28 protein-coding genes are annotated in these 25,030 nt (G+C 53.5%); 26 read left to right on the top strand and 2 right to left on the bottom strand.

Features of this window, described 5'->3' with window-relative positions; all coding sequences use genetic code 11:
* Positions 1–113: 113 nt before the first annotated feature.
* The 8 genes from VV088_RS13010 to VV088_RS12975 all read left to right on the top strand — a co-directional run bounded on the left by VV088_RS13010 (position 114) and on the right by VV088_RS12975 (position 8,657).
* Positions 114–1,037, top strand: a complete 924-nt coding sequence (locus VV088_RS13010; protein ID WP_334601142.1) for a hypothetical protein — start codon at positions 114–116, stop codon at positions 1,035–1,037.
* Positions 1,034–4,075, top strand: a complete 3,042-nt coding sequence (locus tag VV088_RS13005) for an SNF2-related protein (protein ID WP_334601141.1) — start codon at positions 1,034–1,036, stop codon at positions 4,073–4,075. Before VV088_RS13010 ends, VV088_RS13005 begins: the two co-directional genes overlap by 4 nt.
* A 135-nt stretch (positions 4,076–4,210) precedes the next feature.
* Positions 4,211–4,627: a DUF6809 family protein gene (locus VV088_RS13000; RefSeq protein WP_334601140.1), complete on the top strand. Its 417-nt coding sequence runs from the start codon at positions 4,211–4,213 to the stop codon at positions 4,625–4,627.
* A gap of 1 nt (position 4,628) precedes the next feature.
* Positions 4,629–5,231, top strand: coding sequence for a hypothetical protein (locus tag VV088_RS12995; protein WP_334601139.1), 603 nt, complete (start codon positions 4,629–4,631; stop codon positions 5,229–5,231).
* A 74-nt stretch (positions 5,232–5,305) separates the two neighbouring features.
* Positions 5,306–6,535, top strand: a complete 1,230-nt coding sequence (locus VV088_RS12990; RefSeq protein WP_334601138.1) for an ATP-binding protein — start codon at positions 5,306–5,308, stop codon at positions 6,533–6,535.
* Between the two features lie 121 nt (positions 6,536–6,656).
* Positions 6,657–7,361 carry a hypothetical protein gene (locus tag VV088_RS12985; protein ID WP_334601137.1) on the top strand — a complete coding sequence of 235 codons (705 nt, stop codon included), beginning with the start codon at positions 6,657–6,659 and terminating at the stop codon, positions 7,359–7,361.
* A gap of 399 nt (positions 7,362–7,760) precedes the next feature.
* Positions 7,761–8,465: a sigma-70 family RNA polymerase sigma factor gene (locus VV088_RS12980; protein ID WP_334601136.1), complete on the top strand. Its 705-nt coding sequence runs from the start codon at positions 7,761–7,763 to the stop codon at positions 8,463–8,465.
* A gap of 9 nt (positions 8,466–8,474) precedes the next feature.
* The gene (locus tag VV088_RS12975) at positions 8,475–8,657 is read left to right on the top strand and encodes a helix-turn-helix domain-containing protein (RefSeq protein ID WP_334601135.1); all 183 of its coding nucleotides are present in this window, start codon (positions 8,475–8,477) and stop codon (positions 8,655–8,657) included.
* A gap of 88 nt (positions 8,658–8,745) precedes the next feature.
* On the opposite strand, the gene VV088_RS12970 is transcribed toward VV088_RS12975, so the two are convergent.
* A complete protein-coding gene (locus VV088_RS12970) occupies positions 8,746–9,603 on the bottom strand; it encodes a MerR family transcriptional regulator (RefSeq protein ID WP_334601134.1) in 858 nt (285 codons plus the stop codon).
* Between the two features lie 139 nt (positions 9,604–9,742).
* Positions 9,743–10,252, bottom strand: a complete 510-nt coding sequence (locus tag VV088_RS12965; RefSeq protein ID WP_334601133.1) for a GNAT family N-acetyltransferase — start codon at positions 10,250–10,252, stop codon at positions 9,743–9,745.
* A gap of 96 nt (positions 10,253–10,348) precedes the next feature.
* Here VV088_RS12965 and VV088_RS12960 point away from each other — a divergent pair, with 96 nt between their 5' ends.
* The 18 genes from VV088_RS12960 (at position 10,349) to VV088_RS12875 (ending at position 24,912) form a co-directional block, all read left to right on the top strand.
* On the top strand, positions 10,349–11,686 hold the full coding sequence (locus tag VV088_RS12960; protein ID WP_334601132.1) for an MATE family efflux transporter: 1,338 nt from the start codon (positions 10,349–10,351) through the stop codon (positions 11,684–11,686).
* Between the two features lie 102 nt (positions 11,687–11,788).
* Complete coding sequence (locus tag VV088_RS12955; RefSeq protein ID WP_334601131.1) at positions 11,789–12,460, top strand: response regulator transcription factor; 672 nt, start codon at positions 11,789–11,791, stop codon at positions 12,458–12,460.
* Positions 12,461–12,546: 86 nt separating this feature from the next.
* Positions 12,547–13,458: an ATP-binding cassette domain-containing protein gene (locus VV088_RS12950; protein ID WP_334601130.1), complete on the top strand. Its 912-nt coding sequence runs from the start codon at positions 12,547–12,549 to the stop codon at positions 13,456–13,458.
* Positions 13,451–14,257, top strand: coding sequence for an ABC transporter permease (locus VV088_RS12945; protein WP_334601129.1), 807 nt, complete (start codon positions 13,451–13,453; stop codon positions 14,255–14,257). Before VV088_RS12950 ends, VV088_RS12945 begins: the two co-directional genes overlap by 8 nt.
* A 12-nt stretch (positions 14,258–14,269) precedes the next feature.
* The gene (locus VV088_RS12940; RefSeq protein WP_334601128.1) at positions 14,270–15,145 is read left to right on the top strand and encodes a sensor histidine kinase; all 876 of its coding nucleotides are present in this window, start codon (positions 14,270–14,272) and stop codon (positions 15,143–15,145) included.
* 133 nt (positions 15,146–15,278) lie between these two features.
* On the top strand, positions 15,279–15,653 hold the full coding sequence (locus VV088_RS12935) for a GntR family transcriptional regulator (protein WP_334601127.1): 375 nt from the start codon (positions 15,279–15,281) through the stop codon (positions 15,651–15,653).
* Positions 15,654–15,655: 2 nt separating this feature from the next.
* On the top strand, positions 15,656–16,507 hold the full coding sequence (locus tag VV088_RS12930) for an ABC transporter ATP-binding protein (RefSeq protein WP_334601126.1): 852 nt from the start codon (positions 15,656–15,658) through the stop codon (positions 16,505–16,507).
* Positions 16,507–17,136: an ABC-2 transporter permease gene (locus tag VV088_RS12925; protein ID WP_334601125.1), complete on the top strand. Its 630-nt coding sequence runs from the start codon at positions 16,507–16,509 to the stop codon at positions 17,134–17,136. The genes VV088_RS12930 and VV088_RS12925 overlap by 1 nt, the downstream gene beginning before the upstream one ends.
* A gap of 175 nt (positions 17,137–17,311) precedes the next feature.
* A complete protein-coding gene (locus VV088_RS12920) occupies positions 17,312–18,025 on the top strand; it encodes a LytR/AlgR family response regulator transcription factor (RefSeq protein WP_334601124.1) in 714 nt (237 codons plus the stop codon).
* Position 18,026: 1 nt separating this feature from the next.
* Entirely contained in the window at positions 18,027–19,304 is a 1,278-nt protein-coding gene (locus VV088_RS12915) for a sensor histidine kinase (RefSeq protein WP_334601123.1), read from the top strand.
* 218 nt (positions 19,305–19,522) lie between these two features.
* A complete protein-coding gene (locus VV088_RS12910; RefSeq protein WP_334601122.1) occupies positions 19,523–20,329 on the top strand; it encodes a response regulator in 807 nt (268 codons plus the stop codon).
* Positions 20,330–20,509: 180 nt separating this feature from the next.
* Positions 20,510–21,229, top strand: a complete 720-nt coding sequence (locus VV088_RS12905) for a LytR/AlgR family response regulator transcription factor (RefSeq protein WP_334601121.1) — start codon at positions 20,510–20,512, stop codon at positions 21,227–21,229.
* Positions 21,226–22,530, top strand: coding sequence for a sensor histidine kinase (locus VV088_RS12900; protein ID WP_334601120.1), 1,305 nt, complete (start codon positions 21,226–21,228; stop codon positions 22,528–22,530). The genes VV088_RS12905 and VV088_RS12900 overlap by 4 nt, the downstream gene beginning before the upstream one ends.
* Positions 22,523–22,726, top strand: coding sequence for a hypothetical protein (locus VV088_RS12895; RefSeq protein WP_334601119.1), 204 nt, complete (start codon positions 22,523–22,525; stop codon positions 22,724–22,726). Before VV088_RS12900 ends, VV088_RS12895 begins: the two co-directional genes overlap by 8 nt.
* 2 nt (positions 22,727–22,728) lie before the next feature.
* On the top strand, positions 22,729–23,265 hold the full coding sequence (locus VV088_RS12890; RefSeq protein WP_334601118.1) for a GrpB family protein: 537 nt from the start codon (positions 22,729–22,731) through the stop codon (positions 23,263–23,265).
* A 35-nt stretch (positions 23,266–23,300) separates the two neighbouring features.
* Positions 23,301–23,483, top strand: a complete 183-nt coding sequence (locus tag VV088_RS12885; protein WP_334601117.1) for a DUF6440 family protein — start codon at positions 23,301–23,303, stop codon at positions 23,481–23,483.
* 38 nt (positions 23,484–23,521) lie between these two features.
* A complete protein-coding gene (locus VV088_RS12880; protein WP_334601116.1) occupies positions 23,522–24,400 on the top strand; it encodes a CPBP family intramembrane glutamic endopeptidase in 879 nt (292 codons plus the stop codon).
* Positions 24,397–24,912 (top strand): GNAT family N-acetyltransferase, encoded by a 516-nt coding sequence (locus VV088_RS12875; RefSeq protein ID WP_334601115.1) that lies wholly within the window; start codon positions 24,397–24,399, stop codon positions 24,910–24,912. Before VV088_RS12880 ends, VV088_RS12875 begins: the two co-directional genes overlap by 4 nt.
* Positions 24,913–25,030 lie beyond the last annotated feature (118 nt).

Genomic DNA, 25,030 nt, shown 5'->3' with positions numbered 1-25,030 from the left:
CACTGTTGTACTAAACACGGGGACGGCTGGCAGTATGCAGCCGTCCCCCCAGATTACAAGGAGCGATTTGAAATGAATATCAATAATTTGCTGCTTTTTTAGCGGAGGGGACTATGGGCTTAATAGAGAAATTTGCCGCTGTTGAGATCAAGGTGGACACCCGTATCTCTGAGCAGGACAAGCAATTCTGTGAACGGCAGCAGGCGGCCTACACCGCCGCTCTCCACGGTTTTCAAGAACTGACTTTTTTCTGGGAAGATATGTTATCTGCGCAAAAGGCGCTGCTGGGGGAACCGGACAGTCCGCCCCGGGCCTATAATCAGTATCTGGTTCCTGACGGCGATGACGGGCCGAAAATTACCATCCAACGGCTCAGGGTACAGATAGATACCCTGCACCAAAAGTTTATTCAAAAGCTGACAGGCTATTTTCGGTCGGTCTACAATATTACAGTTGAGGAGAAGAAAATAATTTCTGAGCTTCTTTTGCCGAAGCCTCCGAAAAGCAAGAAGCAGGCCCTAAAAGAATATCTTCTCTGGGCCAGTTCCATCCAACTGCATTATGAAGACATTGTTACCCAAATCCTCAGCTGCTTTGACGGGCGGACGCCTTCCGAGCAAAGTCTGCAAGAACTCTGCCGTCGGTGCAATGAGGCGGTATGGTGCAATTCCAGGCACAAGGCAAAATTTGAACGCAAATATGCGGTGATCTCATTCCTGGGAACTTTCTGCTCGTTCCAAAATGACAGGCAGCATTGGACTTTTACCAGTAATATGGGACCCGTCCTGCTGTGCGCTGCCCACTTTGAAACGGGCGATCTCAACAAATACCCCGCATGTTTCCCAAGCCCACCGTTCGATGAAACCTACGAATGCAATCAGATGGATTTTGGGGGATGTGAGAAGCTGGCCCAACTGCGGCTGTTCAAGAACGGAAGAGTAGACCTCCGCTTCACCAGCGAGGACTATGCCAATCAGTTCATCGACGCTTATCTTGGCAGAGGTTATCAGGAATCGGATGGGGAGGCGGTAGTATGAAGTACCAGCCTCAGAATCTCCGGTTCAGCTTGGAGCAGCGACGGATGCTCAACGAAAAAGTGCTCTATCTGATTGACAGCCATAGCTGTGCTCAATATGACATTACTGGAGACGACATTTTTAATGCTTACACCGGGATTGGCGGCCTCCACGGGTTGAACCAGGAGGACTTCGACAACTACCACGAATACAGCGAACAGAAAAAGACGTTTGAAAGCGGGCAGTTTTTTACCCCGCCCAAACTTTGTGAGTTGGTGGTGGCCTGTCTGCACCTCTCGGAATATGATCTGGTGGCCGACCTGACCTGTGGTATGGGAAATTTTTTCAACCACGCGCCGGTGGAAACCAATGTGTACGGATGTGAACTGGATTTGAACGCCTATAAGGTGGCCCACTACCTGTATCCACAGGCTAATCTGGTACATGGCGACATCCGCTCCTATCAGCCGGGAGTCCGCTTCGACTACGTGGTGGGCAATCCGCCCTTCCATCTGCGTTGGTGGCTGGAGGACGGAAGCGAAATGGCCTCACAGCTCTACTACTGCGTAAAAGCGGCGGAACTGCTGAAGCCCATGGGTATCCTGGCATTGATCGTACCGCAGTCCTTTTTAGCAGACCTGTTCATGGATGGCAGTATGATCCGAACCATGGAAAAACAGTTCCGGTTTTTGGGACAGGTCATCCTGCCAGACAATGCCTTCTCTGCCATGGGCGTCAACAGTATGCCGACCAAACTGCAATTCTGGCAGGCACGCAGCGGCGGCAATGCCTCTGAAAGCAGCCGCTACACCACGGAGACTGTCTGCACCCTCTCTGCCAACTTTAATGTGGAGCGGGCGGCACAGCAGATTTATGAGCGTGTTTTGATGCTGCCGAAGGCTGACCTGGAGCGGAACAAGGCTCGTATCCTGTTGGAGCTGTCCCATAGCCGAGCTGCCTCGAAAAATTTTGCCTATGAGAGTCAAAAGCTCCTGTATCAGATCAAGGCCCATCCCGTGACCAGATCCCGATATGCCCGTTGCTGCGAGTATCTGCACCGGTTTTACACAGAAGAGAAGCCACCAAACATGAAATATGAGGAATGGGTCAAGAGACGGCTGACGGAAAAGCAGGTGCTGTCCTATCTGCGACGGACGCTCCGAAAGCAAAACCGGAAGCCGGAACGGGATGTAGTGGCCCTTGTCAAACAGAAAGGCCAGTTCGTCTACAAGGCATATAGCACCAAGGCCCGCCATCGTCTTGCTGAAGAGAAACGGCCCTCCGTTCCTATTTATCAGGCGGTGCTGAACAATGAGCCGGGCCAATATCCCGGATTTGAGGCGCTGCTACGAAGGAAGTGCCGGGAGTACAGCAATCAGAGCCAGGCGTTTCACGATATGCTGGAGGACCCGGAGATTGCCGCCTGGCTGCGTGACTTTACCCTATGGGACGCGGAAAATGAGGAAATCATTCGCCTTAATGACATCCAGCGTCAGGACATAAACCGTATCCTGCAAAAGCGATATGGAATGCTTCAGTGGGAGCAGGGCAGCGGGAAGACGCTGGCTGCCATCGCCGCCGCCATCTACCGTATGAAAAACCAGGGCCTACACTCCGCCTGGGTCGTATCCTCTGCCATCTCTATCCGCAACAACTGGGATGTGGTTCTGCCCAATTACGGCCTGTCCTATGTATTTGTGGAACGTCTGGCTGATTTGGAGCGGATCAGGCCCGGGGATTTTGTGCTGGTTACATTGAACAAGCTCGGGTCGTACCAGAAGCAAATCAAGAAGTGGATCAAGAGGCATAATCAGAAGATATGTCTCACCCTGGATGAAAGCGATGAAATCTCCAACCCTGATTCGCAGAGGGCCAAGGCATCGCTGGACTGCTTTCGCCGCTGCCGGATGAAGCTGCTGACCACAGGCACCAGTACCCGGAACAATATCTCTGAGTTTGCTCCGCAGCTGGAACTGCTTTACAACAACTCCATCAACATGATTACGTGGTGCAGGACAACCTACTATTGTGACCGGGAGGATAACAGCATAAACAGCGAGAACAATGCGTACTATGGCTGTCCTATCCCCGCCTATAAAACCGGTTACGCCCTGTTTTCTGCCTGCCATCTGCCTGAAAAGACGACGGTTTTCGGTATGACAGAGCGAACACAGGACATCTATAATGCCGATGAACTCAATAGGCTCCTGGCTAAAACAGTCATTACACGTACATTTGAGGAAATTACCGGCAAGGAGATCCGGCGTATCCATCAGGTACCGCTGCAATTTTTGCCTGAAGAGAAAGCGGTGTATCGTATGGTGATGGAGGAGTTTTACAAAGTGCAGCGGGAGTATTTCGCTTCCACTGGCAATCACCGTAAAGACGCTATGCTTCGCCTTGTTCAGCAGATCACACTGCTGCTCCGGGTGGCGGCCGCTCCCAACACGCTGAAGGAATACAACGGCGGTACGCCTTTGAAAATTATGACGGCGGTGGAGATGGCGGCAGGATGGGAAAATGAGATCGTCGCTATCGGCGTCCGGCACCAGAATGTTTTAAACGCTTATGCCGAGGCATTTCGTGAGTACCTTCCCAACCGGCCGCTGTTTATTGTCACTGGCTCAACCAAGACCTTCGCACAGCGGCGGGCACTGCGGAAGACCCTGCGGGACAGCGGAAACGGGATACTGCTCTGCACCCAGCAGAGCCTTCCGTCCAGCGTCAATTTCGAGTATGTCAACAAAATTCTCATACCGGAGATGCACTTTAACAACTCTGGCATGAGCCAGTTCTACATGCGATTTATCCGCTATACCTCCACAGAGTACAAGGACATCTATTTCCTCAACTACATCGGCAGCCTGGAGTCCAACCTGCTGCAAATGGTGGTTGCAAAGGAAAAAATCAATTTGTTCATGAAGGGTCAGGATACCGACTTGGATCAGATTTATGATAAATTCGGTATCGACTATAATCTTCTGGCCCTCCTGATGCAAAAGGGGGTGGATGAAGAAGGTAATCTCCAGATTCGCTGGGGAGAACAGCAGATTGCGTGAGTTTTGGCGGCTGGTGGATTCCACTTGCCGCAGCATATCAGAGGGGACGGCTGTTGTAATGCAGCCGTCTCCTGCATTTTATGACCGGCGCAGATGCCTCAATCAAAAATCACAAATCGGAAGGAGCATATCGTGATGGAATTTTATCAAACCCAAATGGGGCGTATCTTTTTTGAGCGCCAGATCCCGCAGCTGATCGAAGCGGTGAACGGACTCACCGCCGCACTGTCTAAACCCGCGTCGGCGGCGGTTCTGCCGGTATCCGCTGACCCGAGTTTTCTGCGCAACCTCTTTTTTGGCGATTACGAACCGGAGATTTTCAAGGTATCGCCAGAGTTTCAGCGGCTTGGTCAGACTGTAAGCCAGGACTATAAGGCACTGACGGCAACACTGTCCGAAGACAGTATGAAGCTGTTGGAGGAGTATGAAACTGCGGTGTCGGAGCGAAATATCGCTGTGACAGAACGGGCGTATGAGGCTGGTGTCCGCGCCGCCGTGCAGATGATCATGGCCGGATTGTCCCGCCCCGCTTTCAGCGAGGAGGTGGACTGAGATGGCAAAAATTTCAATTCACAAGCCCCGCTGTTTAAGCTGTGAATACTATGGGGTTCACAATGAGTCGGTGCCGAAAAAAGTTGCAGGGGCGTTTTTGCGGGTCGGATGCCGTTATTGCTCCGGTGGAAAGAAGATAAGGGTATTCAAGCGTTCTGACCCAAAGGTATATATCCCATCGTGGTGTCCGCGCCGTAAGGAGCCGGCTGAGATGCGCATTTATTGCTATAAAGATGCCAACGCATGGTACCTGAACTTTCTATTTGAGCAGGATGGCGCTCGCCGTTTTCCCTCTGGTCATAACTACGCGGTGCGGCATGAGTGCAGTACGGTATTGACTGCCAAAGGGTTTTATGAGTTGACTGAGCAGCAGTTAATCAGCGATATTCTGGGATTTAGCGTGTGGACAAACGAGGTCATTGAGATCGACGATGGCTTGAAGCCCTATTTCTTCCTTGTTCATGAATACGGCATTGAGGTTTTGGCCTATTTTGACCGGGATATGGCGCGTAAGAACAAGCTGGACCGGCCTGATTTGGATGACAGGACAAGGGAAGGTATTGTAGACGATGGCGATGATTCGGTCGGTTTAGACACAGATTAGTCTTGCGCAACGCTTATACTTCGGCTATAATAGGACTATAATAAGAATATAGCCGAGAACAGGAGGAGAACACAATGTATATCAGACGCCACATGGAGCAGCTGCTGGAGCAGATCACCGCGCAGTACCCTGTTCTCCTGGTGACCGGCCCCCGGCAGGTGGGCAAGACTACCATGCTGGAGCATCTGGCCCAAAAGGAGGGCCGGGGTCGGGAGACGGTCACGCTGGACGACCTTACGGTTCGGGAGCTGGCAAAGACCGACCCGAAGATGTTCTTCCAGCTCCACAAGCCCCCGCTGCTGATCGACGAGGTGCAGTACGCCCCGGAGCTGTTTCCCTACATCAAAATGATGGTGGACAGCCGCCGTAAACCGGGGGACTTCTGGCTCACCGGCTCCCAGCTCTTTTCCATGATGGAGGGTGTCCAGGAGTCCCTGGCCGGCCGGGTGGCGCTATTACAGCTCTCCCCGCTGTCCTACGGGGAGATCATGGAGGACGACGGTACGCCGCCCTTCCGGGTGGAGCTGTCCGCCCTGACGGAGCGGCAGGACCGCCGGACAGTGCTGGACACCCCCGCTATCTTTCAGCGGATCTTCACCGGAGGAATGCCGGCGCTGGTCAGCGGGCAGTACGCCAACCCTAACATCTTCTATTCCAGCTATATCAGCACCTATCTGGACCGGGATGTGCGGCGGCTCTCTGCCGGCATCGACGATTTGAAGTTTCTGGGCTTCCTCCGGGCCGCCGCCGCCCGGGCCGGCCAGCAGGTCAACTACAAGGGCATTGCGGACGACGCGGAGATCGACCAGGCTACGGCCAAAAACTGGCTCCACATTCTGGAGGCCCTGGGCATTGTGTTTCTGCTCCGGCCCTACTCCAACAATGTATTGAAGCGGACGGTATCCACGCCCAAGCTGTATTTCTATGACACGGGCCTCGTCTGCTATCTCACCCGCTGGAGCAGTCCGGAGACGGCCATGAATGGGGCCATGAACGGGGCGCTGCTGGAGAACTACACGGTGGCGGAGATTGTCAAGACCTACCAGAACGCCGGGCAGGAGCCGTTCCTGTACTACTACCGGGACAAGGACGCCCGGGAGATCGACCTGCTGCTGGAGCAGGACGGGAAACTGTTCCCCATTGAGATCAAGAAGATGGCGGCGCCGCCGAAAAAGCTGACGAAGGTGTTTGAGCTGATCGGCAAGTCCCCCCTGGAGCGGGGGACCGGCGCGGTGCTGTGCATGGCCGACAGGCTGGGGGCCTTTGACCAGGACAATCTGATCGTTCCAATCTCTCTGATATGAGGACAGCATATCACTTATCAAGAATGCCCTGCCTTGGTTGAGGCAGGCGATTTGAAAAAAGAGCTGGCAGACTGCGTAAGTCTGTCAGCTCTGCTTTTATACTACAAAAAGGGGCGTTTTTATGAAAATCAATACATATAGAACCATTTTGGAGCAGATGTGGCAGAAAGATAAAAAGTGCTTTGCTCCCGATGCGGAATTTCCCCCGCTTTGCCTGCGCTGTGGCAAGCCGCTGAACAGGAGACTGGTGGTGAATGCCCTCAGCCGTTATGCGGATGTGCATATCTGCGAGGACTGCGGAATGGATGAGGCTCTGAGAGACGCCTGTGGTCAGGTGCTCCCTATGTGGGAATGGTATGCGCTCTCATGCGGACGGGATATGAACCTCCACAGTGACGGGCCTGCTCTGACAACGATCTGCGGTTTCAGCCACATTTATGATGGCCCCCAAAAGCCGTTTCCGCTTAATCACCTGGAGCATCCGGCCAGTGAGCTGGTCTACTCCCGTTCCGATTATGATGGCTGGAGATGGTGGACAACTTGGCATCACGGCAGCGAAGAACCTACTGAACCAGAGCTGTCAGAGGAGATCGACCAATTCACAGAGGCCCTGCTTCAGCTGCCTGAGTTCAAAACGCTGGATACGATGAATCGCTTTTGCCGGGCCAACGCACAACCCACCAGTGATCGCACAGAGTTCAACTTGTATGCCGCGACGGAACACTTTTATATTTGGCTCCGGATGATTACACGGGCCAGGGACTATAACCTTTACTGTCACTTTTATCTGAAAGAACCAGCAGACGATGTTGGGCAAATGGAATAAAGTAAAAATAATCCGAAGATATCTGTTCCGTCACAGAAATTTTACAAATAATAGATCAGCTTGATGTTGCTCCGATTTTATCCTGATATTCGCCATGTAAACTGCTGTTGTGGCAGTAAACTCCTAAGTTCTACCAGGCTTGACGGATGGAAGGGTGGTGAAGTCAGTGAGCGGGGGCAATCGAATAGTGCTCAACATGGAAAGCGGCCTTTACTCAGACAATGGGTAAAGGCCGCTTCTGCTATTCGACAATCTTCGCTGTCTTTCGAGCCTGAACTGATACAATTCCATATTTCATTTGGCAAGGGCGGCAGCGTTAGCTGCCACAGAATAGAGTAATTTAGGATCATGTTGGCCGCCTGTGTGATGTCCGCATAACTGCGGACAGGGAGCAATGTTATGGATTATATAATCTATAACATTGAGCTGGTCAATCGCTTTTCGGCGTGGCAACACACGGCCTTTAAGACAAAGACTTCTATTCCGATTGCCCTACCAGACAGAGAGCAGGTGCCTGCGAGTGAAGCGGGCGAGCCTCTGCCTGATCAACAGGAGCCTGTTGATCCACTCAATGTTATCACATGGGATGCAGCGGATTTTGTGCTTTGCCACAAAGTCCGCTGCTCTTTTCGTTGTCCCCCAACCCGATGCCGCAGCCCGCCTCCCCGTCTGAATTTTCCAAATTTCAGACGAAACGGAGGTACCGCTATGCGGTATAGAAACAACGGGCAGGGAGAGGACAATATCCTGCAAAATCAGTTTACCACCTACTTAATGACGGCAATCCGCTGGCAGAAAATCGCCTATCTGAAAAAGCGCACGAAGCTGGGGGCGCATGAATTCCCTACTGACTTTGATAGTGCTTTCGCGCAGATGATGGAGGTGCAAGGGAAAAGCGCTGTTTCCGTGGAGCAGCCGGTACTGGAAAGCCTGATGCTAACCCAGGCCCTCGGCCAGATCAGTGACCGGGAGCGGTACATCTTTTTTGCGCGCGCTCTGGAGAAACGCAGCTTTGACGATCTCACCGCAGAACTCGGCATGGGGTATAAAGGAGTCGCCGCAGTCTATTACCGGGCGATCCAGAAATTGAAAAAGGAACTGTGAGGGAATACCATGAATTTTAAGGAACTGCTGTCCCGGGCCAAGGATGATGACCTTCAGGCGAAGGAAGCTCTCCTGGAACGCTATAAGTCTCTGCTGCTGAAGGAAGCTATTATCGACAGCGTGTTTGACGAGGATCTGTATCAGGAACTGTGTGTGACCCTGTTGGACTGCATCCGTAAATTCCGTATCTAAACGGTAAAAGAAAGGGACGAAGGCTCTATAATACCAGGCTTTCGTCCCTTTCACCTTGACTTATCAAGTCCTACACGTAGGTGGTTAATCAGAGTTGTTTGTTGGTAATTGGGCCATCAGACAGCCGCACCGAAATCATCGACGCCGCATTTTTCTCCACCGAGTTAAGGATGAACCCGGCCAGATCACAGGCATAGAAATTCCCCGCAATATCCAAGCCCTGTTTCTGGATATAGCTTTTGAGGGCGGAGTAGCCCTCTGAAATGTCCCAGCGGCCCCGACAGCAGAGATATAAATAGTGCCCGGCGGGCTTCTCCATGTAATAGGGGAAGTCCGCCTTTTCTTTGATTCGGGTGTAGAGGTGGCTGATGGCCCCCGGCCCGCCCCTTTCCCCCGGCTGATGGATGGCTCCCAGTTGAAAATCTGTCTGAATCCCGTACTGCTCACACAACGCTTGGCACCGCTCCAGCACAACGATTAGCATCTCGTCCTCGCTGGCCGCCGGGGTCATCAGGCCCTCCAGCTCCTCCGCCGGCAGAGCCAGCAGATGCTCCGCTTCAAACCACGCGGTCTGCGGAGCCATGTCCGAAACCGGCCCGAACTCCAGATTGTGCAGGGCGCTGGACAGCACGAAGTCCATGTGCTCCAGTTTCCGCCGCTCCGCCTCCAGACGGCCCCGCTGCTCCCGCAGCAGCGCCAAGGTCTGAGCGGCGTCCTGTCCCTGGAGGCAGCGGCGGATCTCATCCAGGGGCGTGCCCGTCTGACGGAAGATGGCGATGGCATAAAAATCGTAGAACTGCTCCACGTCGTAGTAGAAATAGCTGTTGCCCCCCTGGTGGGCCGGGGAGAGGAGGCCGATGTCCTTGTAGTGCCGTAATGTCTCCTTGGTGGTGCCACATAACTTGGCAAATCCCCCGGAGGTCAGCCAGCCCTTTTCACGTTCCATAAAAATTCCCTTCCAAAAGTCCAAAATACCTCTTGACTGCGTGGCGGCCACACGGTTTATGATACCTCCTGCCGGGAAAGATGTCAAACAGCAAAACCGGGGAGCCGCCGTTCCCGGCAGTTCCCCGATAAATCCAAATTTAAAGGTTCATTTCAAGCTCTAAGCATTTCCATTCTTCACCAAGCACGGTATACTTCTCTGTTTCTGCTAAAACAATATCCTCAAATCCTACAGCTTTATAACAGCAATAGGCAGATTCGTTGTTTTCAAAAACACCTAAAGAAACCTTTTTGGCTCCAAAGATTTCTTTCGCAAATTTTATTCCCAACTGCAACATTCTTTTTCCATATCCTTGCCCGCGCTTTTCCGGGTCTACAATTACGAAACCAAATCTCAACTCGTCAAAGTTCTCTGAGGGTCTTCTCATTGTAAAAAATCCTATTACCTCATCATCGTCAATGGCTGTAAACGCCATAAGATCGTTAACAAAGCCGAATTGCTCTTTGCTGATAGGATACTCACCCAAAACACCTGCTGACCACTTATAAAAAGCGCTTTCGCCTTTGCTCCAGGAAAGAATTGTATCTGCATCACTTTCGTTATAAGGTCTTAATCTAAGCGCCATTTTATTTTCTCCTTCAAATTTCAATTGATCGCTCCAATCATAGCACCAGCTCGAAACAAATGCAAGCCGGCTTTGCAGAATAAGAAGCCTTTTCCGTCAGAAACACGAAAGGAGAACCTCATGGAAACCAAACTGGATTCTTACCACCTGCCCGTCATGGGCAAAAACATCCTGCGCTTTGCCTTCCCTACCATTGTGATGACGGTGTTCAACACCTTCTATACCATGGTGGACGGGCTGTTCGTCTCCAACCTGATCGGCATGGAGGCCCTGTCCGCCATCAACCTGACCGTCCCGGCCATTGCCCTGATTACGGCGGTGTCCGGGATGCTGGCCACCGGCGGCAGCGCCGTGGTGATGAAGAAGATGGGGGAGGGCAAAGAGCAGGAGGCCCGGCAGGATTTTACTCTGCTGATCCTCACCAACGCCATGGTGGGCGCGGTGATGATGGCACTGGGCTACACGCTCATGGACACCCTGCTGGGAACTATGGGCCTCTCCCCGGCGGTGTTCGGCTACTGCCACACCTATCTGAGCAATTACCTGCTGTTCACCATCCCCATTCTGCTGATGTATAACTTCTCCCTGTACCTGATTGCCGCCGACAGGTCCAAGCTGTCCCTGATCTGCACCGTGGCGGGGGGCGTGACCAACATCGTCCTGGACTACGCGCTGATCTCCCTCTTCGACCTGGGCATCCAGGGCGCGGCCATCGCCACCGGCCTGGGGTATTCCCTCACCGCCGTGGTGGGCTTCCTGGTGTTCCGCAAGAAGGACAGCCTGCTCCACTTTGAAAAGCCGGTGTTCCGGGGCGGGGTGCTGTTCCACGCTTCCACCAACGGCATGTCAGAGCTGGCGACCTCCCTGGTATCCGGCATCACCACCCTGCTGTTCAACCTGGCCATGCTGAAATATGTGGGGGAGGACGGCGTGGCGGCTATCACCATCATCATGTATGTACTTATGTTTGTCAGCGCCCTGTTCATCGGCTACTCCTACGGCGTGGCCCCCATGATCTCCTACTACCACGGGGAGCAAAACCACGACAAGCTGAAAAAACTGGTGGGGTTCAGCGTCCGGTTCATCGTCGGGGCCTCCGTTCTCTGCACGGTGGTCTCCATTCTGGCGACCGTCCCCCTGGTGGGCATTTTCACCCGGCCGGACAGCCCGGTGTATGACCTGGCCGTGACGGGAAACCGGCTGTGCTCCATCGCTCTGCTGTTCGTGGGGCTGAATGTCTTTGCCAGCGGCATGTTCACCGCGCTTTCCAATGGTGTCGTGTCCGCCGTGCTGGCCTTCTCCCGGTCGTTCCTGTTCACCGTCGCCAGCATTCAAATCATGCCTGTCCTGCTGGGGGGCGTCACCGGCGTGTGGCTGGCGACGCCGGTGGCCGAGCTGCTGGGGACGGTCATGGCGGCGGCGCTGCTGCTGAGATACCGGAAGCGGTATGGATATTGAGGGGATCATTTCATAGCACGCAGGGGAGATTTCACCACAAGGGTATTTCCAACCATTTCAGGATGTGCTATCATGGTCAAAACTGATTGAGGAGGCCGTCCCATGCCCCACATCCTGATTGTGGAAGATGATACCGATATTAACAACTCCACCGCCGAATATCTGAGACGGAAGGGCTGCCTGTGCAGCCAGGCGTTTTCCGGCACGGAGGGGCGGCTGCTCTGGCAGGCGGGCGGCGTTGATCTGCTGCTGGTAGACCTGATGCTCCCGGGACTGTCCGGCAGTGAACTGATCCGAGAGATACGCCGGTCCAGCCGTGCGCCAGTGATCGTCCTGTCGGCCAAAACGGAACTGTCCGACAAGGTGGATCTGCTGGGCCTGGGGGCGGATGACTATCTGACCAAGCCCTACCAGCTGGAGGAGCTGTGGGCAAGAATCCTGGTGCAGCTGCGCCATGCCAGCGCCGTCCCCGGAGGAGAGCTCCTGCGCTACCGGGACTGGGTGCTGAATCTGGAGGAGATGACCCTCACCGCCGCCGGCCAGCCGGTCAACCTCACCGCCCACGAGTTCAAGATCGTGGAGCTGCTGGTGGGCCGTCCCAAGCGGGTTTTTACCAAACAGCAGATCTACGAGGCGGTCTGGCAGGAGGCATACGCGGTGGAGGACAAGACCATCACCGTCCATATCAGCAACATCCGCGCCAAGCTGCGGCCCAGCGGCACAGACGGCTACATCCAGACCGTGTGGGGCATCGGATTTAAGCTGGCGGAGTAAACTTTGCACTTTTTTTACCTTTCCTTTGCGATGTTTGGGCACCCGTCTGCTAGACTGAGCCTGCAAACAAAAAAGGAGGCTTTTGTATGGCAGTGATACAGACGATGGGCCTGTCCAAACGCTATAAGGACAACTGGGCGGTAGACCACCTGGATCTGCGGGTGGAGCAGGGGGACATCTACGGCTTCATTGGCCGGAACGGCGCGGGCAAGTCTACTACGTTGAAGCTCCTGTGCGGCCTGGCCCGGCCCACACAAGGGGAGGCCCTGATCTTCGGCAAGCCCATCCGGGACTCCGTGGCCCGCCGCCGGGTGGGAGCTCTCATTGAACAGCCGGGCCTTTACCCAGACCTGAGCGGTCGGGAGAATCTGTGGCTGTATGCCACGCTGCTGGGGCTGGACAGCCCGACGCGGCAGGTGGACGAGATTCTGGAGACAGTAGGCCTGTCCCCGAAGGAGAAAAAGCCGATCAAACACTACTCCATGGGCATGAAGCAGCGGCTGGGGGTGGGCCTGGCTCTGCTGGGCGGGCCGGACCTGCTGCTCCTGGATGAGCCCATCAACGGCCTGGACCCGGAGGGCATCCGGGAGATGCGGGAGCTGCTGCTGCGGCTGAACCGGGAGCGGGGGCTGACCCTGCTCATCAGCTCTCACATTCTGGGGGAGCTGAGTAAGATCGCCACCCGGTACGGCATCATCCAGGCGGGGCGGCTGATGGAGCAGATCACCGCCGGGGAGCTTGCGCAGAAATGCACCGACTACCTGCACCTGCAGGCGGACCAGCCGCAGAAAGCGGCGGCCCTGCTGGAGCGGGAGCTCCATCTGAGCCGCTGGGAAATGCGCCCCGAGGGTGAGATCCGAATTTACGAGGCTGTGGACACGAAAGCCGTGGGGCAGGTTCTCACCCAGGCGGGCATCGCGGTGGAGGAGATGGGCCTGCATAAGCAGGATTTGGAGAGCTATTTCCTGGAGCGTATGGGAGGTGCGGATCATGTTTAATATGCTGCGTATGGACCTGCGGCGGCTGTTCAAAAGCCGGAGCTTCTATATTATTCTGAGTGTGACGGCTGTTTTGCTGATTATGGTGACTGTCATGGCTTACGCCGTCGCGGACCCGGAAACCATGGACGCGATGGAGGCGCAGGGAGCGGAAATCACAGAGTCTGACCGCATGATGAGCGAGTACATCCAAAATATGTCACAGCTGGACCTCATGCACGAAACCCTGGGCAGCGGCTTTTTACTGGTCATGACCGGGATTGGAATGACCTTGTTTGTAAACGGTGATTTTTCCAACGGATTTATCAAGAATATCTGCTGCATCGTCCCTCGCCGGCGGGACTATGTATGTTCAAAAATTGTCCTGGCGGGTATTTACAGTGGAATCATTACCGTTTTATCCGTCCTGCTGATGCTGTTGTCCCCCGTGCTGATCCACATGTACCCGGTGCCGGATTCCAGTTCTCAGATTTTGTGGTATGTCCTTTGGATGTGGCTGCCCCACTGGGCGTTTGCCCTCATGGCTCTGGCTCTGGTTCTGCTGACCAGAAACACCACCCTGGGGATCATTCTGTCCCTGGTGGCCGGGAGCGGGCTGACCGCCGTTCTGGTGTCGGCCCTGGGAAGGCTCCTGCGCTGGCCGCCTTTGGAGCAGGTCTTTCTCGCCGCCGTGGTGAAGGGCCTCTATACACCTGGGGGCGGGATCGCGCCGACTGGATTTGTTTTGACCTGCTCCCTTGTATGGGCGGCTGTCTACGGAATCGGAAGTCTGCTGTCCATGGAGAAGCGGGACATTTAAGGAGGAGTTTTCATGCTGCCTGCCCTGATTCTGGCCCTTGCCGCCCTGGGAATCGTCCTTTTGCGCCTTTGGGCCTACCGTGCCCAGCTGCTGGAGATGGCCCGGGTGCTGGAGGAGACCCCAACCGAGAGCAATCTGCGCCTGACGGTGCGGATGTCCGGCACCGCCCCCCGGCGGCTGTGCCAGGCGGTCAATGCCCGGCTGGAGGAGGGGCGGCGGCTTCGTTTGGAGACGTCGAGGCGGGAACAGGAGCTGAAGTACACCATGGCCTGCATCTCCCACGACATCCGCACCCCTCTGGCCGGGGCCATGGGCTATTTGCAGCTGCTGGAGGGGGAACCGGAGCGTCAGGCGGAGTACCAGGGCATCATACGCAAGCGGCTGGAGGAGTTGGAGGAGCTTTTGGAGGAGCTGTTCCTGTATACCCGGCTGCAAGGCGGCTCCCTGCCGCTGGACTGCGGAGTGATCGCGGCCCTGCCGCCTCTGTGGGACGCCCTGGCGGAGTTTTATCCGCAGTTTGAGGCGGCGGATGTGACGCCGGAGCTGCGGTTTGACCGGGAGGACATGACAGTCTGGGCCAGTCCCGAGGCCCTGGGCCGGGTGTACCGGAACCTGATCGCCAACGCTCTGCGCCACAGCGGCGGCGGTTTGACCATATCCGGCCGGGCTGGGGCGATTTGCTTTTCCAACCCGCTGCCTCCCGGCTCCAGGCCTGATCCTGAGCATCTGTTTGACCGATTCTATCAGAGCAATCCCGCACGGGCAAAGGGCGGGGCCGGCCTGGGCCTGTCCATCGTGCGGGAGCTGATGGAGCGGATGGGCGGGCAGGTGTCCGCGCAGATCACGGGAGACATACTGGAAATCAAGCTGTCTTTTCGAGGTGCATGATACAGAGAGGGACATAAGGCAAGCCAGCCTTATGTCCCTCCCTTTTTGAAAATACCTCTTGACAACCGTTGCAATCTGTTCTATACTGTACTTGTTACTACAATACAGTAAAAGACGGATAGGCGGTGGGAATTTGGAGATCGTAGTCAGCAACAAAACGAGCCGTCCCCTGTATGAACAGATCTCAACCCAGGTCAAGGCGCAGATCATGAGCGGGGAGCTGAAGGCGGGAGAACCGCTCCCCTCTATCCGCTCCCTTGCAAAGTCCCTGCAAATCAGTGTTTTGACCGTGCAGAAAGCATACGACCTTCTGCAAACGGACGGGTTTATCGAGACGACGGCGGGAAAGGGCTGCTTTGTTTCCGCGCAGAATCAGGACTTTTATCTGGAGGAGCAGCAAAAGAAAATCGAAGAGCATTTCAGCGAAGCGATTGAGATTGCCCGCACCAGCGGGATACCTCTTGATAAAATGCTGAATCTGCTGACGCTTCTGTATGAGGAGGATTGACCATGACAAATGCTTTGACTGTTTCAGGACTGACCAAAACGTATCAGGATTTTGTGTTGGATCAGGTCTCTTTTTCCGTCCCCAGCGGCTCCATCGTGGGGCTGATCGGGGAAAACGGCGCCGGAAAAAGTACGACGATCAACGCGGCCCTGGGCCTGATCCAAAAGGAGGCCGGCCAGGTCTCTGTTTTGGGCAAAGACGGGCTGGACGGCGAGACCAAGGAAGAGATCGGCGTAGTCTTTGACGGCAGCAACTACCCTGAGATCCTCTCTCCGAAGAAACTCAACGGGGTCATGAAGAACATCTACCGCTCCTGGGATGAAACGGCCTACTTTCGCCTTTTGAAGCAGTTTTCTCTGCCTCCTGAGAAGCGGATCAAGCAGTTCTCCAAGGGGATGAAGATGAAGCTGGCGATCTCCGTCGCCCTTTCCCATCACTCCAAGCTGCTGATCCTGGACGAGGCCACCAGCGGGCTGGACCCGGTGATCCGGGACGACATCCTGGATATGCTGCTGGACTTCGTGCAGGAGGAGGACCACTCCATTCTGGTGTCCTCCCACATCACCAGCGACCTGGAGAAGATTGCGGACTATATCGTGTTTATCCATGAGGGAAAAGTGGTTTTCTCCAAGCCCAAGGACGAACTGGTGGAGCAGTACGGCATCATCAAATGCGGAGCGGCACAGTTTGACGCGCTGGATAAAACTGATATGATCGTGTACCGAAAAATGGACTATGAATGGCAGGTTCTGGTGGCCGACCGGGAGAAGATGCAGAAAAAGTATCCCAAGGCCATGGTTGTCCCGGCCACCATTGACGAAATCATGCTGCTCTATGTAAAGGGGGAAAAATAATGAAGGGCGTTCTGTTAAAAGACCTCTATATTGCCAGGAGCAATATTCTGGTCACCGTAGTCAGCCTGGTTGTTCTGGGTTTTGGGCTGTCGTTTCTTCTTGAAACAAGCGCCTTGCTGGTTCTGGCGCCGGTCGCCTCCACCACCGCAGTTTTTATCAGCATCACCAGCGATGCCGCCTCAAAGTGGAATAAAAACGTGATTACAATGCCGGTGTCGAGAGGGCAGATCATCGGGGAAAAATTTGTGTTTTACATTCTGCTCGCCGTTTTGGGACTGATCACTGCACTGCTTCCCTGTCTCGCTCTCGGATTTTTCGGCGCTGATATTACCCTCCATTCCTTGTGCTTATATGGGGCGATTGGTATAAGCGCCACGCTGCTGGCCGGCGGCATCAGCTTACCCTGCGCCTATCTGTTTGACCCGGAAAAATCCCAGATCGTGTTTATGATGTCCTTCATGGCGTCCACGGGGATCATTGTGGGGATCGTTCTTCTTACCAATTTGTTCATTCCTGTGAAAGAGAATATCCTGTTGGCTTTTAACATTGTGCTTGCGATTTCCGCTGTCTGGTTCTTTATCTCCTATCGGATCGCGGTAAAGGTATATCAGAAACGAGATATTACCTGACTGTAACTCCATCTCCCCTCCAGGCCAGCGGGGCGGCTGAGGCTGCTCCGCTGGCCTTTTTAAGAGGGGCGAAAACATTTCATGACATACCTGCGACATTCCATTACATCGGGGGTTGTAACCCCGTCCTGCTTTTGTTAATCTGATAGACTGATAGAAAAACGTGGTGGTGAACATGATAACATTTGCGATCTGCGACGACGAGCCGCTGATGGCCCGGGAACTTGCCGGTCATCTCGCGGGCTATATGAAAGAAAAGTCAACGACTGATTATTCCGTCAGCAGCTTTTCCAATGGCTGCGCCCTGTTGGAGAGCGGCGGCAGCTTTGATGTGATCTTTCTGGACATTCAGATGGAACAGCCGGATGGAATGGAGACGGCCAAGCTGCTGCGCCAGCGGGGAGATCATAGCCTGTTAATTTTTGTGACGGTGCTGAAGGAATGCGTGTTTGACTCCTTCCAGGTGGAAGCCTTCGACTATCTGCTCAAGCCCCTGGACAGCGTCCGCTTCAAACAGACGATGAACCGGGTGCTCCGCTCCCTGGAACAGAGGGCAGCTGAGGACATTGTGATCCAGAGGGGGACCGGTTGCGAGGTGGTTCTCCTGTCAGACATTGTGTACTGTGAGGTATTGGGCCGGAAAATCTACCTCCACAAAAGTGACGGGACAGTGAGCGACTACTATGACAAGCTGGAGGATCTGGAGCGGCGGGTGGATGGACGTTTTTTCAAGTGCCACCGGAGCTACCTGGTCAACCTGGATTATGTTCGCGGGTGTCAGGACGGGCAGGTTCTGCTGTCCCAGGGGGAACGTATCCCCGCCTCCCGACTGCGGGAGCGGGAATTGACCCAGGCCCTTTTGCGCTATATGAAAGAGAGGGGGATTTGACTTGGACTGGTTTAGCTTGTTTATGGATGGCCTCTGCCTCGGTGGGCAGGGGGTGATGCACATAAGCTTTGCTGGGCGCCTCACCAGGAAGAAACAGAAACTGTGGCACTTCGCCGCTTACATTCTCCTCCTGGCTGCACTTCAGCTTATCCCAGCCAAATTTGACGTCGGCGGGGTAGTCTCCGTTGCTGTGGGTGTACTGGAGCTGTATGCCGTCAGCCGCTTCTGGATGGGAAATCAACGATCCGTATCCTGGCTGGCTTCCGTGCTGGCCTTCTACGTCTCCCAGCTCTCTTTCGGGATCATCAACTCCGTGGAGGCGGCGTTCTTTCCTCATTTTATCGGAAGCCCGCTGCTGTATCTGCTGCTTATAGTGGCACAGGTCTTTTTCTTCGGACTTTGCATCTGTTGTTACCATGCTGTATTGAAACTCCTGACGTGGACGGAGGACAGTCAACCCCCCTATATTGGACTTCTGTTGTTTCCCGGGCTGTTTTTCTTTGCCGCAGAGCTCTATATTCTCCATACCGCCTACAGCTTTTTTGCCCCTATCATTTCTCTGGAGGAGGTCGGCAAGCACAGTACGCTGCTGCTCCTGCAAGTCATGGGACTGGCGGCGCTGCTGTGTACCCTGTACGCCTACCGGCAGCTCTGCCAGGGCTTTCAGGCCCGGGCGGAGCTGCAATCGCTGACCCAGGCGGCCCATGAGCAAAAGGTTTATATTGCGGAGGCCCAGGCTCGCTATGAACAGACGAAATCCTTCCGCCACGACATCAAAAACCATTTATCCGTCCTGGACGGCCTGCTCCGGAGCGGAAAGCTGGAGGAGGGACGGGAGTACCTGAAAAAGCTGGAGGCCGTCTCGGAGGCCCTGTCCTTCCCGTATCAGACCGGCAACCCGGTGGTGGACATTCTGCTGGGAGAGAAGCTGGGTCTGGCGAAGGAGATCGCGGCGGAGGTGTCCCTGATCTTGCCCAAGCCCTGCGGAATCGACGATTTTGACCTGTGCGTACTCTTTGCCAACGCCCTGGACAACGCCATCACCGCCTGCCGCGCTAACGATGGAGCCAAGGCGATCCGCATCAGCGGGAAGCAGCAGGGGGATTTCTACATGCTGACCTTCGAGAATACCTGCTCCAGCGAACCTCTACCCCCGGCGGGGACCGGACTTTCCAACATCAAGGCAGTGGCGGAAAAGTACCACGGGGCGATGCTGATAGAGAAAAACGGACGGCAGTATTATCTAAGCGTGCTGCTGAACATTTCGGCCTTACAATAAAGCTATTGTGGGCACCATTAAACTGAAGCAGTAATAAAATGCCGGAGGGCAACGGCTTTTTGCCGCTCCCTTCGGCATTCCCTTTACATCAGGGTAGTATGCGCTGTCCCAATGCTTCTATGACTGTCATTTAATTTTTCAAATTTTTGAGCACTTCGGACATTTCTGTGACATTTGCGCTTTACAATGGCCTCACCAAAGAAAACGAGGTGCGGGTTATGCGAAAGACACTGCTGGTTGATGACAACAAAGTCATCGCACAAGAGCTGGCAAGGCTGTTGAAGCGCAGGGGCTATGAGGTGCAAATTGCAGCTACCTTGGCTGGGGCCAGGGAGATTATCGAAAAGGAGCGGCCACTTTTTATCAGCTCCGACCTTGATCTTCCGGATGGCACCGGCCTGGAGCTGCTGGATATGGTTCGGGCCACAGACGCCGATCTTCCATTCTTCATTGTGTCCTGCCACTCTCCCAGCCACTATGAACCGGAGGCTGTGAGGCGGGGCGTCACACTTTGTCTGGACAAAACGAGAATCCGTTTTGTAGCGGACAAACTGATCGAATACGCCTACCAGCAATCGTGCGGAGAGCCGCAGCCGGACTTTCATAAGCTGCTGTATGTTCATACCGATACCGCTGAGACCAGTAACGGACTGCGATCCGGGGTGTTGAGCGCGGCTATGCTCCAAAGTGGATTTTACATTGTGGCCGCAGAGACGCTGGCCGGTGCAAATGACCTGCTGCTGGAGGATGAAAATATTGAGTTGATCCTGTGCGACACCGCTTTGCCCGATGGGTCAGGGCTTGATTTGCTCCGCGGCCAGCGGTATTTAGCGGAACGGTATGGTGACCTTGTAAAATCCCGGCCACTCTTTATTTTGACGGACAGCAGGGATCTCGCAACAGAATACCAATACCGGCAGGCGGGCGTCAGCGACTATTTGACATCTCCGATCAATATTCCAGAACTGATCCGGCGTATCCGCTATTTTATAGCGTCTCAAGAACAAATACAGGCGGTGGAATGAATCCATCAAACAAAAATAAATATTTGTCTCTTTCTATTTCGGACGCTTTGAAGTGACCATTGCAAAACATTTCGTGACATTCAGAGAGCATTTCATAACAAACAGGCGGATGGCTGCTTGCCAGTGCAGGGCAGCCGTAGTATAATATTCCGTCATAATATAAGGGAGGTGGATCGTTCCATGCTGCGGATTGCCATCTGTGACGATGACAGCGCCACCGTCCAAGCCAACCGAAAAATCGCGGAGGACTGTCTGAAGCAATGCGGAAGCGCCGGCGAGATCGCTACCTACACCAACAGCGACAACCTTCTCTACGACATCACTGAGGACGGATTTTTCTTTGACCTGATCCTGCTGGACATTGAAATGCCCGGCAGCACTGGGATGGAGCTGGCCGGGAAGATTAGGCCGTTCCTGCCCAACGTGAAGATCATCTTCATCACCTCCCATGTGGAGTATGCCATCGACGCCTTTGAACTGTCCATTTTCCGGTATGTTCCCAAAAACGACATTGCCCGGCGGCTCTCCGGGGCAATCTGCGACGCTATCCGGCTGATCGAGTTGGAGGAAGGAAAATACTATACCATCCAGACCAACAGCCGCCTGGAGAAGATCCCTTACAAAGAAATTCTGTTCCTTTCACGGGACGGGAAAAACACCAGCATCACTACCGCCGGCGGTGCGGCCAAGGTCCGCAAGAGCTTACAGCAGGTCTATGAGGAGTTGGCTGCGGAAGAATTTATCTTCATTGACCGGGGCTGCATCGTCAATATGATCCATGTTATGCAGGTGAAGGATGGCTCGGTCATCCTGAAAAACGGCGCGGCCCTCCCCATCAGCCGCTCCCATCTGCAAGAGGTCAAGGCGCAGATCAACGCCTACTGGGGGGTGCATATATGACGGATATTTTTCTTCTGCTCTCCGGCATATTGACTGGGACGATGCGGGTTCTTGTTGGCCTGATTCTCATTTACCGGCTGCTATCGACAAAGAGGCCCAATGTCCGAAGCCTTGGGTTGGGGCTGGCCGGAGCGGTGATTCTCACGGTTTTGCTGTCCCTGCTCCATGCCCCCGACTTTTACCGAATGGCTCTGGAGGCGGTGCTGATCGTCGCCTGTGCCCACTGGCTGCAAGAGGCCGAGGTAAGAATGAGCCTGTTTGTCGGTATCTTTTTTGAGATCGGCGTCTCCTTCTGGTCGTTTCTCCTGTCGGCCGGACTGGGGGTTCTGCTGCGCTCCCAGGATTTCCTAAGCGCCGGAACTCCGGCGGGACAGTCAGCCCTCTGGCTGCTCCACGCTCTGCTGGCGGGCCTGGTGGTCTGGCTCTCCAGAAAACAGGAGATAGACCGAAAATCTGCGTTCCGGGCCGTCTCCGCTATCACGGTGGCCGGTTTTCTCGCGGTCATCACCCTGTCCGAGCAAAGAGTCCTGGACATCCCCGACGACACGCTCTATATGTGGACCATTCTGGCGGTGGTGCTGATGATGTCGGTGCTGGTGTTCAACATCAGCCGGCAGTACGAGGTGGAAAAGGAGCTGGCAAGGCTGAAATCAGAGCAGGCCGAGCTGCTGGAGCGGGACTACACCACCCTCAACCGGGCCTATGAGGTCAACGCCAAGTTGTTCCACGACTTCCACAACCACATCGGGGTTCTACGGCAGCTCCTCACCCACGAAAAATATGGGGAAGCTGTCCGCTACCTGGACGAATTGCAGGCTCCCGTTCAGGACTTGACCGCCACCGTGTGGACAGGTGACGAGACGGCGGACTACCTTATCAACAGCAAAGCGGCTGCGGCGGAGGCGGCCGGCGTCCGGTTCCAGGCCCAGGTGGAGTTTCCCCGGCGCACCAACATCCGCAGCGTGGACCTGTGCGCGATTTTGGGCAATCTCCTGGACAACGCCATCGAGGCCGCCCGGCAGGTGCCGGATCAGTCGGAGCGGACAGTGGCCCTCACCATCCGCCGCATCCACCAGATGCTGGTCATCAAGGTGGAGAACAGCTTTGCCGCCGCGCCTGTCCAGGAGAACGGCCAGCTGAAAACCACCAAGACCGGGGGCGGTCTCCACGGCTGGGGCCTCAAAAGTGCCCAGACTGCTGCGGAAAAATACGACGGTATGGTGCAGGCCAATGTCTCCGGTGAAATTTTCCGGGCGGTAGCTACGTTGTCTTATCAAGGAATGGAGGATATTCATGAGTAAATATGACGCTTTGTGGGCCTATGTGCAAAAAGACGGGAGCCCGACCCTCAAATTGACCTTCGGGCAGATTCAGGAGATCGCGGGGGTTCCCATTGACCACTCGTTCCTGAAATACAAAAAGGAATTGACGGACTATGGGTATCAGGTGGGGAAAATCTCTATGAAGGAGCAGACGGTTATCTTTAGGAGGACATGAGTATGACAGGACTGAAAAGAGGAACTGTGATGCTGGTACCGCATCAGGACGAATGGACGCAAAGTGCGGAGAGGACGATTCAAACATTAAAGCAGCTTTTAGAGCCTGCCGCAGTTGACATTCAGCATATCGGAAGCACCGCCATTCCCTCCATTCATGCAAAACCGATTATTGATCTTGTCGTAGGTGTTCGCAACCTGGACGATATAGCGCCTTATGTCGAATTGCTCAAACAGCATGATATTGTTTTTCGCAAAGAAGATGTTGCGGGACAGCTGCTGTTTGTAATGGGCGATTTTGAAAAGGATACCCGTACACACCACATCCATGTGGTCAGATGGAACGGAGCCGAATGGAATAACTATATCAATTTTCGGGATTATTTGAACCGTTACCCTGATAAGGCGATGCAGTATGATGCCTGTAAGAAAAAGTTGGCGGCGCAATTTGCAGATGACCGAGGGCGCTATACCGCAGGCAAGCAGGAACTGATAGGCTGCTTGCTGAAAGAGGCACATGCGTGGAGATCTGGGACATAGTGTTGCAGACGATACTATAAAACGGAGGAATGATTATGTTCGGAAAGAAAGAAAAAAGATTCAGCGTAAAAGAAATGGAAAGCTATAGTGGAAGTGGGACCATTCGGATCATCGACGATACAAAGACCGGCGTCAATTACATTATGACAGAAGGCGTCGGTGGTTCATCTATCACCCCCTTGCTTGACAGCAATGGGAAAGTGATGATTGAAAAATGATTGTGTTTGGAAGGAAAAATTAAGATGGAGGAACGCTGATGGAAGGTCAATTAAATTTATCGACACAGAAAACATTACAAAACATTGTCCTGTATTTTCTATTATTCTTAGCAGGGGATTTTATTAACAGCTTGGTTTGGGATTTGTTCTTTTCTGTAGTGGAACTTCCATACCGTGAACTTTATAGTATATTAAGAATGACGGGACAATTATTTTTCACCTGCCTTTTCTTTTGGATATACACAGTAAAAGTGCTCCATTTGAAGATGCGTTCTTTTGGAATTTCTTTTGACATCAAACTGTGGGGAGTGCTGTTTTCTGTTTTGCTCCCAGCCTTTGTTGTTTTGGCATTCCTATTGATTGGAAACGGATATGTAAATTCATTTGCAGTGAGTGACACGATTTTGATTGTTATTTCTTCAATCCTTACCGCTCTGAAAGCGGGAATCATAGAAGAAGTGCTATTCAGAGGCTTTATCATGAAGCTGCTGGAAAACCGTTGGAACAAATTTGTTGCCATTTTTGCTCCGTCATTTCTATTTAGCTTATTGCATATTCCTTCGATGGAAACATTTTCGGTTGTGGGAGTTATGCTTCTAATTGTAAGCGGAACACTTGTTGGTATCATGTTTTCACTCGTTGCTCACAAAGGAAATTCCATCTCAAATAGCGCCATCATACATACAGTTTGGAACCTTGTCATGGTAACAAGCATTTTGCATATCACTACGGAACAAGGGTATTATGGAAATCCCATCTTTTCAATTATTATCCCGTTTGATAATGTTTTATTGACAGGAGCGGGATTCGGAGTGGAAGCATCAATTATTGCGATTGTTGGGTATGCGTGCATTTGTGCCGTTGTTCTTTTGTCCAAAAATAGCAAAGGACTATTTATTGAGGGAGAGGCAAAATGAAAATCAGATTGGTAAGACCTACGGAACAGTTAAAGGAACAAGCCATCAATTTCAGGCAAGAATTTTTTGACAATCACCAGATGGTAATTAACGGAAGCGAATTGCTTGATAAGACAGACCAGTACGAGGATTGGCTGAAAGCTGTGACAGCTAACACAAATATTGAAACAGTCAACGTCAACTGGGTGGTCACGGATACTTTTTTTGCTGTGGATGAAAAAGGCAAGATCATTGGAATTATTGATTTGAGGCATACACTGAACGACTTTTTGAAAGATTTAGGGAATTGTGGCTACAGTGTTCGCCCTTCTGAGCGGAAAAAAGGGTATGCAACAGAAATGCTCCGGCTGCTGCTGCCGATTGCGAAAAATGCTGGAATGAAAGAACTGTATTTGTCTGTTGAACGGGATAATGAAGCCTCTATTAAAACAATCGTAAAAAATGGCGGAAAGCATGAACGGAGTTTTGAATTTGAGGGTGAGCAAGCAGACATATACAAGATCATTTTATAAGTTTCGATTCATTGGGCGCTTATCCGCAGAGGGTAAGCGCCCCTTTTCGCGGTCAAAAACCTGCCGTTTGCGGACATTCCCGCACAGTGCCCGGTTTTCTGCTATGATGCAGGTACAT

The sequence above is a fragment of the Lawsonibacter sp. JLR.KK007 genome (genome assembly GCF_036941135.1).
Classification (GTDB): domain Bacteria; phylum Bacillota; class Clostridia; order Oscillospirales; family Oscillospiraceae; genus Lawsonibacter.
This window is presented reverse-complemented; position numbering and strand designations above follow the sequence as displayed.

What these genes read in the sequence shown, in the direction of transcription:
- VV088_RS12995 (WP_334601139.1), top strand. Translation starts at nt 4,629, where the DNA reads ATGGCAAAAATTTCAATTCACAAGCCCCGCTGTTTAAGCTGTGAATAC.
- VV088_RS13005 (WP_334601141.1), top strand. Translation starts at nt 1,034, where the DNA reads ATGAAGTACCAGCCTCAGAATCTCCGGTTCAGCTTGGAGCAGCGACGG.
- VV088_RS12960 (WP_334601132.1), top strand. Translation starts at nt 10,349, where the DNA reads ATGGAAACCAAACTGGATTCTTACCACCTGCCCGTCATGGGCAAAAAC.
- VV088_RS12955 (WP_334601131.1), top strand. Translation starts at nt 11,789, where the DNA reads ATGCCCCACATCCTGATTGTGGAAGATGATACCGATATTAACAACTCC.
- VV088_RS12930 (WP_334601126.1), top strand. Translation starts at nt 15,656, where the DNA reads ATGACAAATGCTTTGACTGTTTCAGGACTGACCAAAACGTATCAGGAT.
- VV088_RS12905 (WP_334601121.1), top strand. Translation starts at nt 20,510, where the DNA reads ATGCTGCGGATTGCCATCTGTGACGATGACAGCGCCACCGTCCAAGCC.
- VV088_RS13000 (WP_334601140.1), top strand. Translation starts at nt 4,211, where the DNA reads ATGGAATTTTATCAAACCCAAATGGGGCGTATCTTTTTTGAGCGCCAG.
- VV088_RS12885 (WP_334601117.1), top strand. Translation starts at nt 23,301, where the DNA reads ATGTTCGGAAAGAAAGAAAAAAGATTCAGCGTAAAAGAAATGGAAAGC.
- VV088_RS12970 (WP_334601134.1), bottom strand. Translation starts at nt 9,603, where the DNA reads ATGGAACGTGAAAAGGGCTGGCTGACCTCCGGGGGATTTGCCAAGTTA.
- VV088_RS12920 (WP_334601124.1), top strand. Translation starts at nt 17,312, where the DNA reads ATGATAACATTTGCGATCTGCGACGACGAGCCGCTGATGGCCCGGGAA.
- VV088_RS12945 (WP_334601129.1), top strand. Translation starts at nt 13,451, where the DNA reads ATGTTTAATATGCTGCGTATGGACCTGCGGCGGCTGTTCAAAAGCCGG.
- VV088_RS13010 (WP_334601142.1), top strand. Translation starts at nt 114, where the DNA reads ATGGGCTTAATAGAGAAATTTGCCGCTGTTGAGATCAAGGTGGACACC.
- VV088_RS12990 (WP_334601138.1), top strand. Translation starts at nt 5,306, where the DNA reads ATGTATATCAGACGCCACATGGAGCAGCTGCTGGAGCAGATCACCGCG.
- VV088_RS12895 (WP_334601119.1), top strand. Translation starts at nt 22,523, where the DNA reads ATGAGTAAATATGACGCTTTGTGGGCCTATGTGCAAAAAGACGGGAGC.
- VV088_RS12980 (WP_334601136.1), top strand. Translation starts at nt 7,761, where the DNA reads ATGGATTATATAATCTATAACATTGAGCTGGTCAATCGCTTTTCGGCG.
- VV088_RS12880 (WP_334601116.1), top strand. Translation starts at nt 23,522, where the DNA reads ATGGAAGGTCAATTAAATTTATCGACACAGAAAACATTACAAAACATT.
- VV088_RS12940 (WP_334601128.1), top strand. Translation starts at nt 14,270, where the DNA reads ATGCTGCCTGCCCTGATTCTGGCCCTTGCCGCCCTGGGAATCGTCCTT.
- VV088_RS12910 (WP_334601122.1), top strand. Translation starts at nt 19,523, where the DNA reads ATGCGAAAGACACTGCTGGTTGATGACAACAAAGTCATCGCACAAGAG.
- VV088_RS12890 (WP_334601118.1), top strand. Translation starts at nt 22,729, where the DNA reads ATGACAGGACTGAAAAGAGGAACTGTGATGCTGGTACCGCATCAGGAC.
- VV088_RS12900 (WP_334601120.1), top strand. Translation starts at nt 21,226, where the DNA reads ATGACGGATATTTTTCTTCTGCTCTCCGGCATATTGACTGGGACGATG.
- VV088_RS12950 (WP_334601130.1), top strand. Translation starts at nt 12,547, where the DNA reads ATGGCAGTGATACAGACGATGGGCCTGTCCAAACGCTATAAGGACAAC.
- VV088_RS12985 (WP_334601137.1), top strand. Translation starts at nt 6,657, where the DNA reads ATGAAAATCAATACATATAGAACCATTTTGGAGCAGATGTGGCAGAAA.
- VV088_RS12925 (WP_334601125.1), top strand. Translation starts at nt 16,507, where the DNA reads ATGAAGGGCGTTCTGTTAAAAGACCTCTATATTGCCAGGAGCAATATT.
- VV088_RS12975 (WP_334601135.1), top strand. Translation starts at nt 8,475, where the DNA reads ATGAATTTTAAGGAACTGCTGTCCCGGGCCAAGGATGATGACCTTCAG.
- VV088_RS12875 (WP_334601115.1), top strand. Translation starts at nt 24,397, where the DNA reads ATGAAAATCAGATTGGTAAGACCTACGGAACAGTTAAAGGAACAAGCC.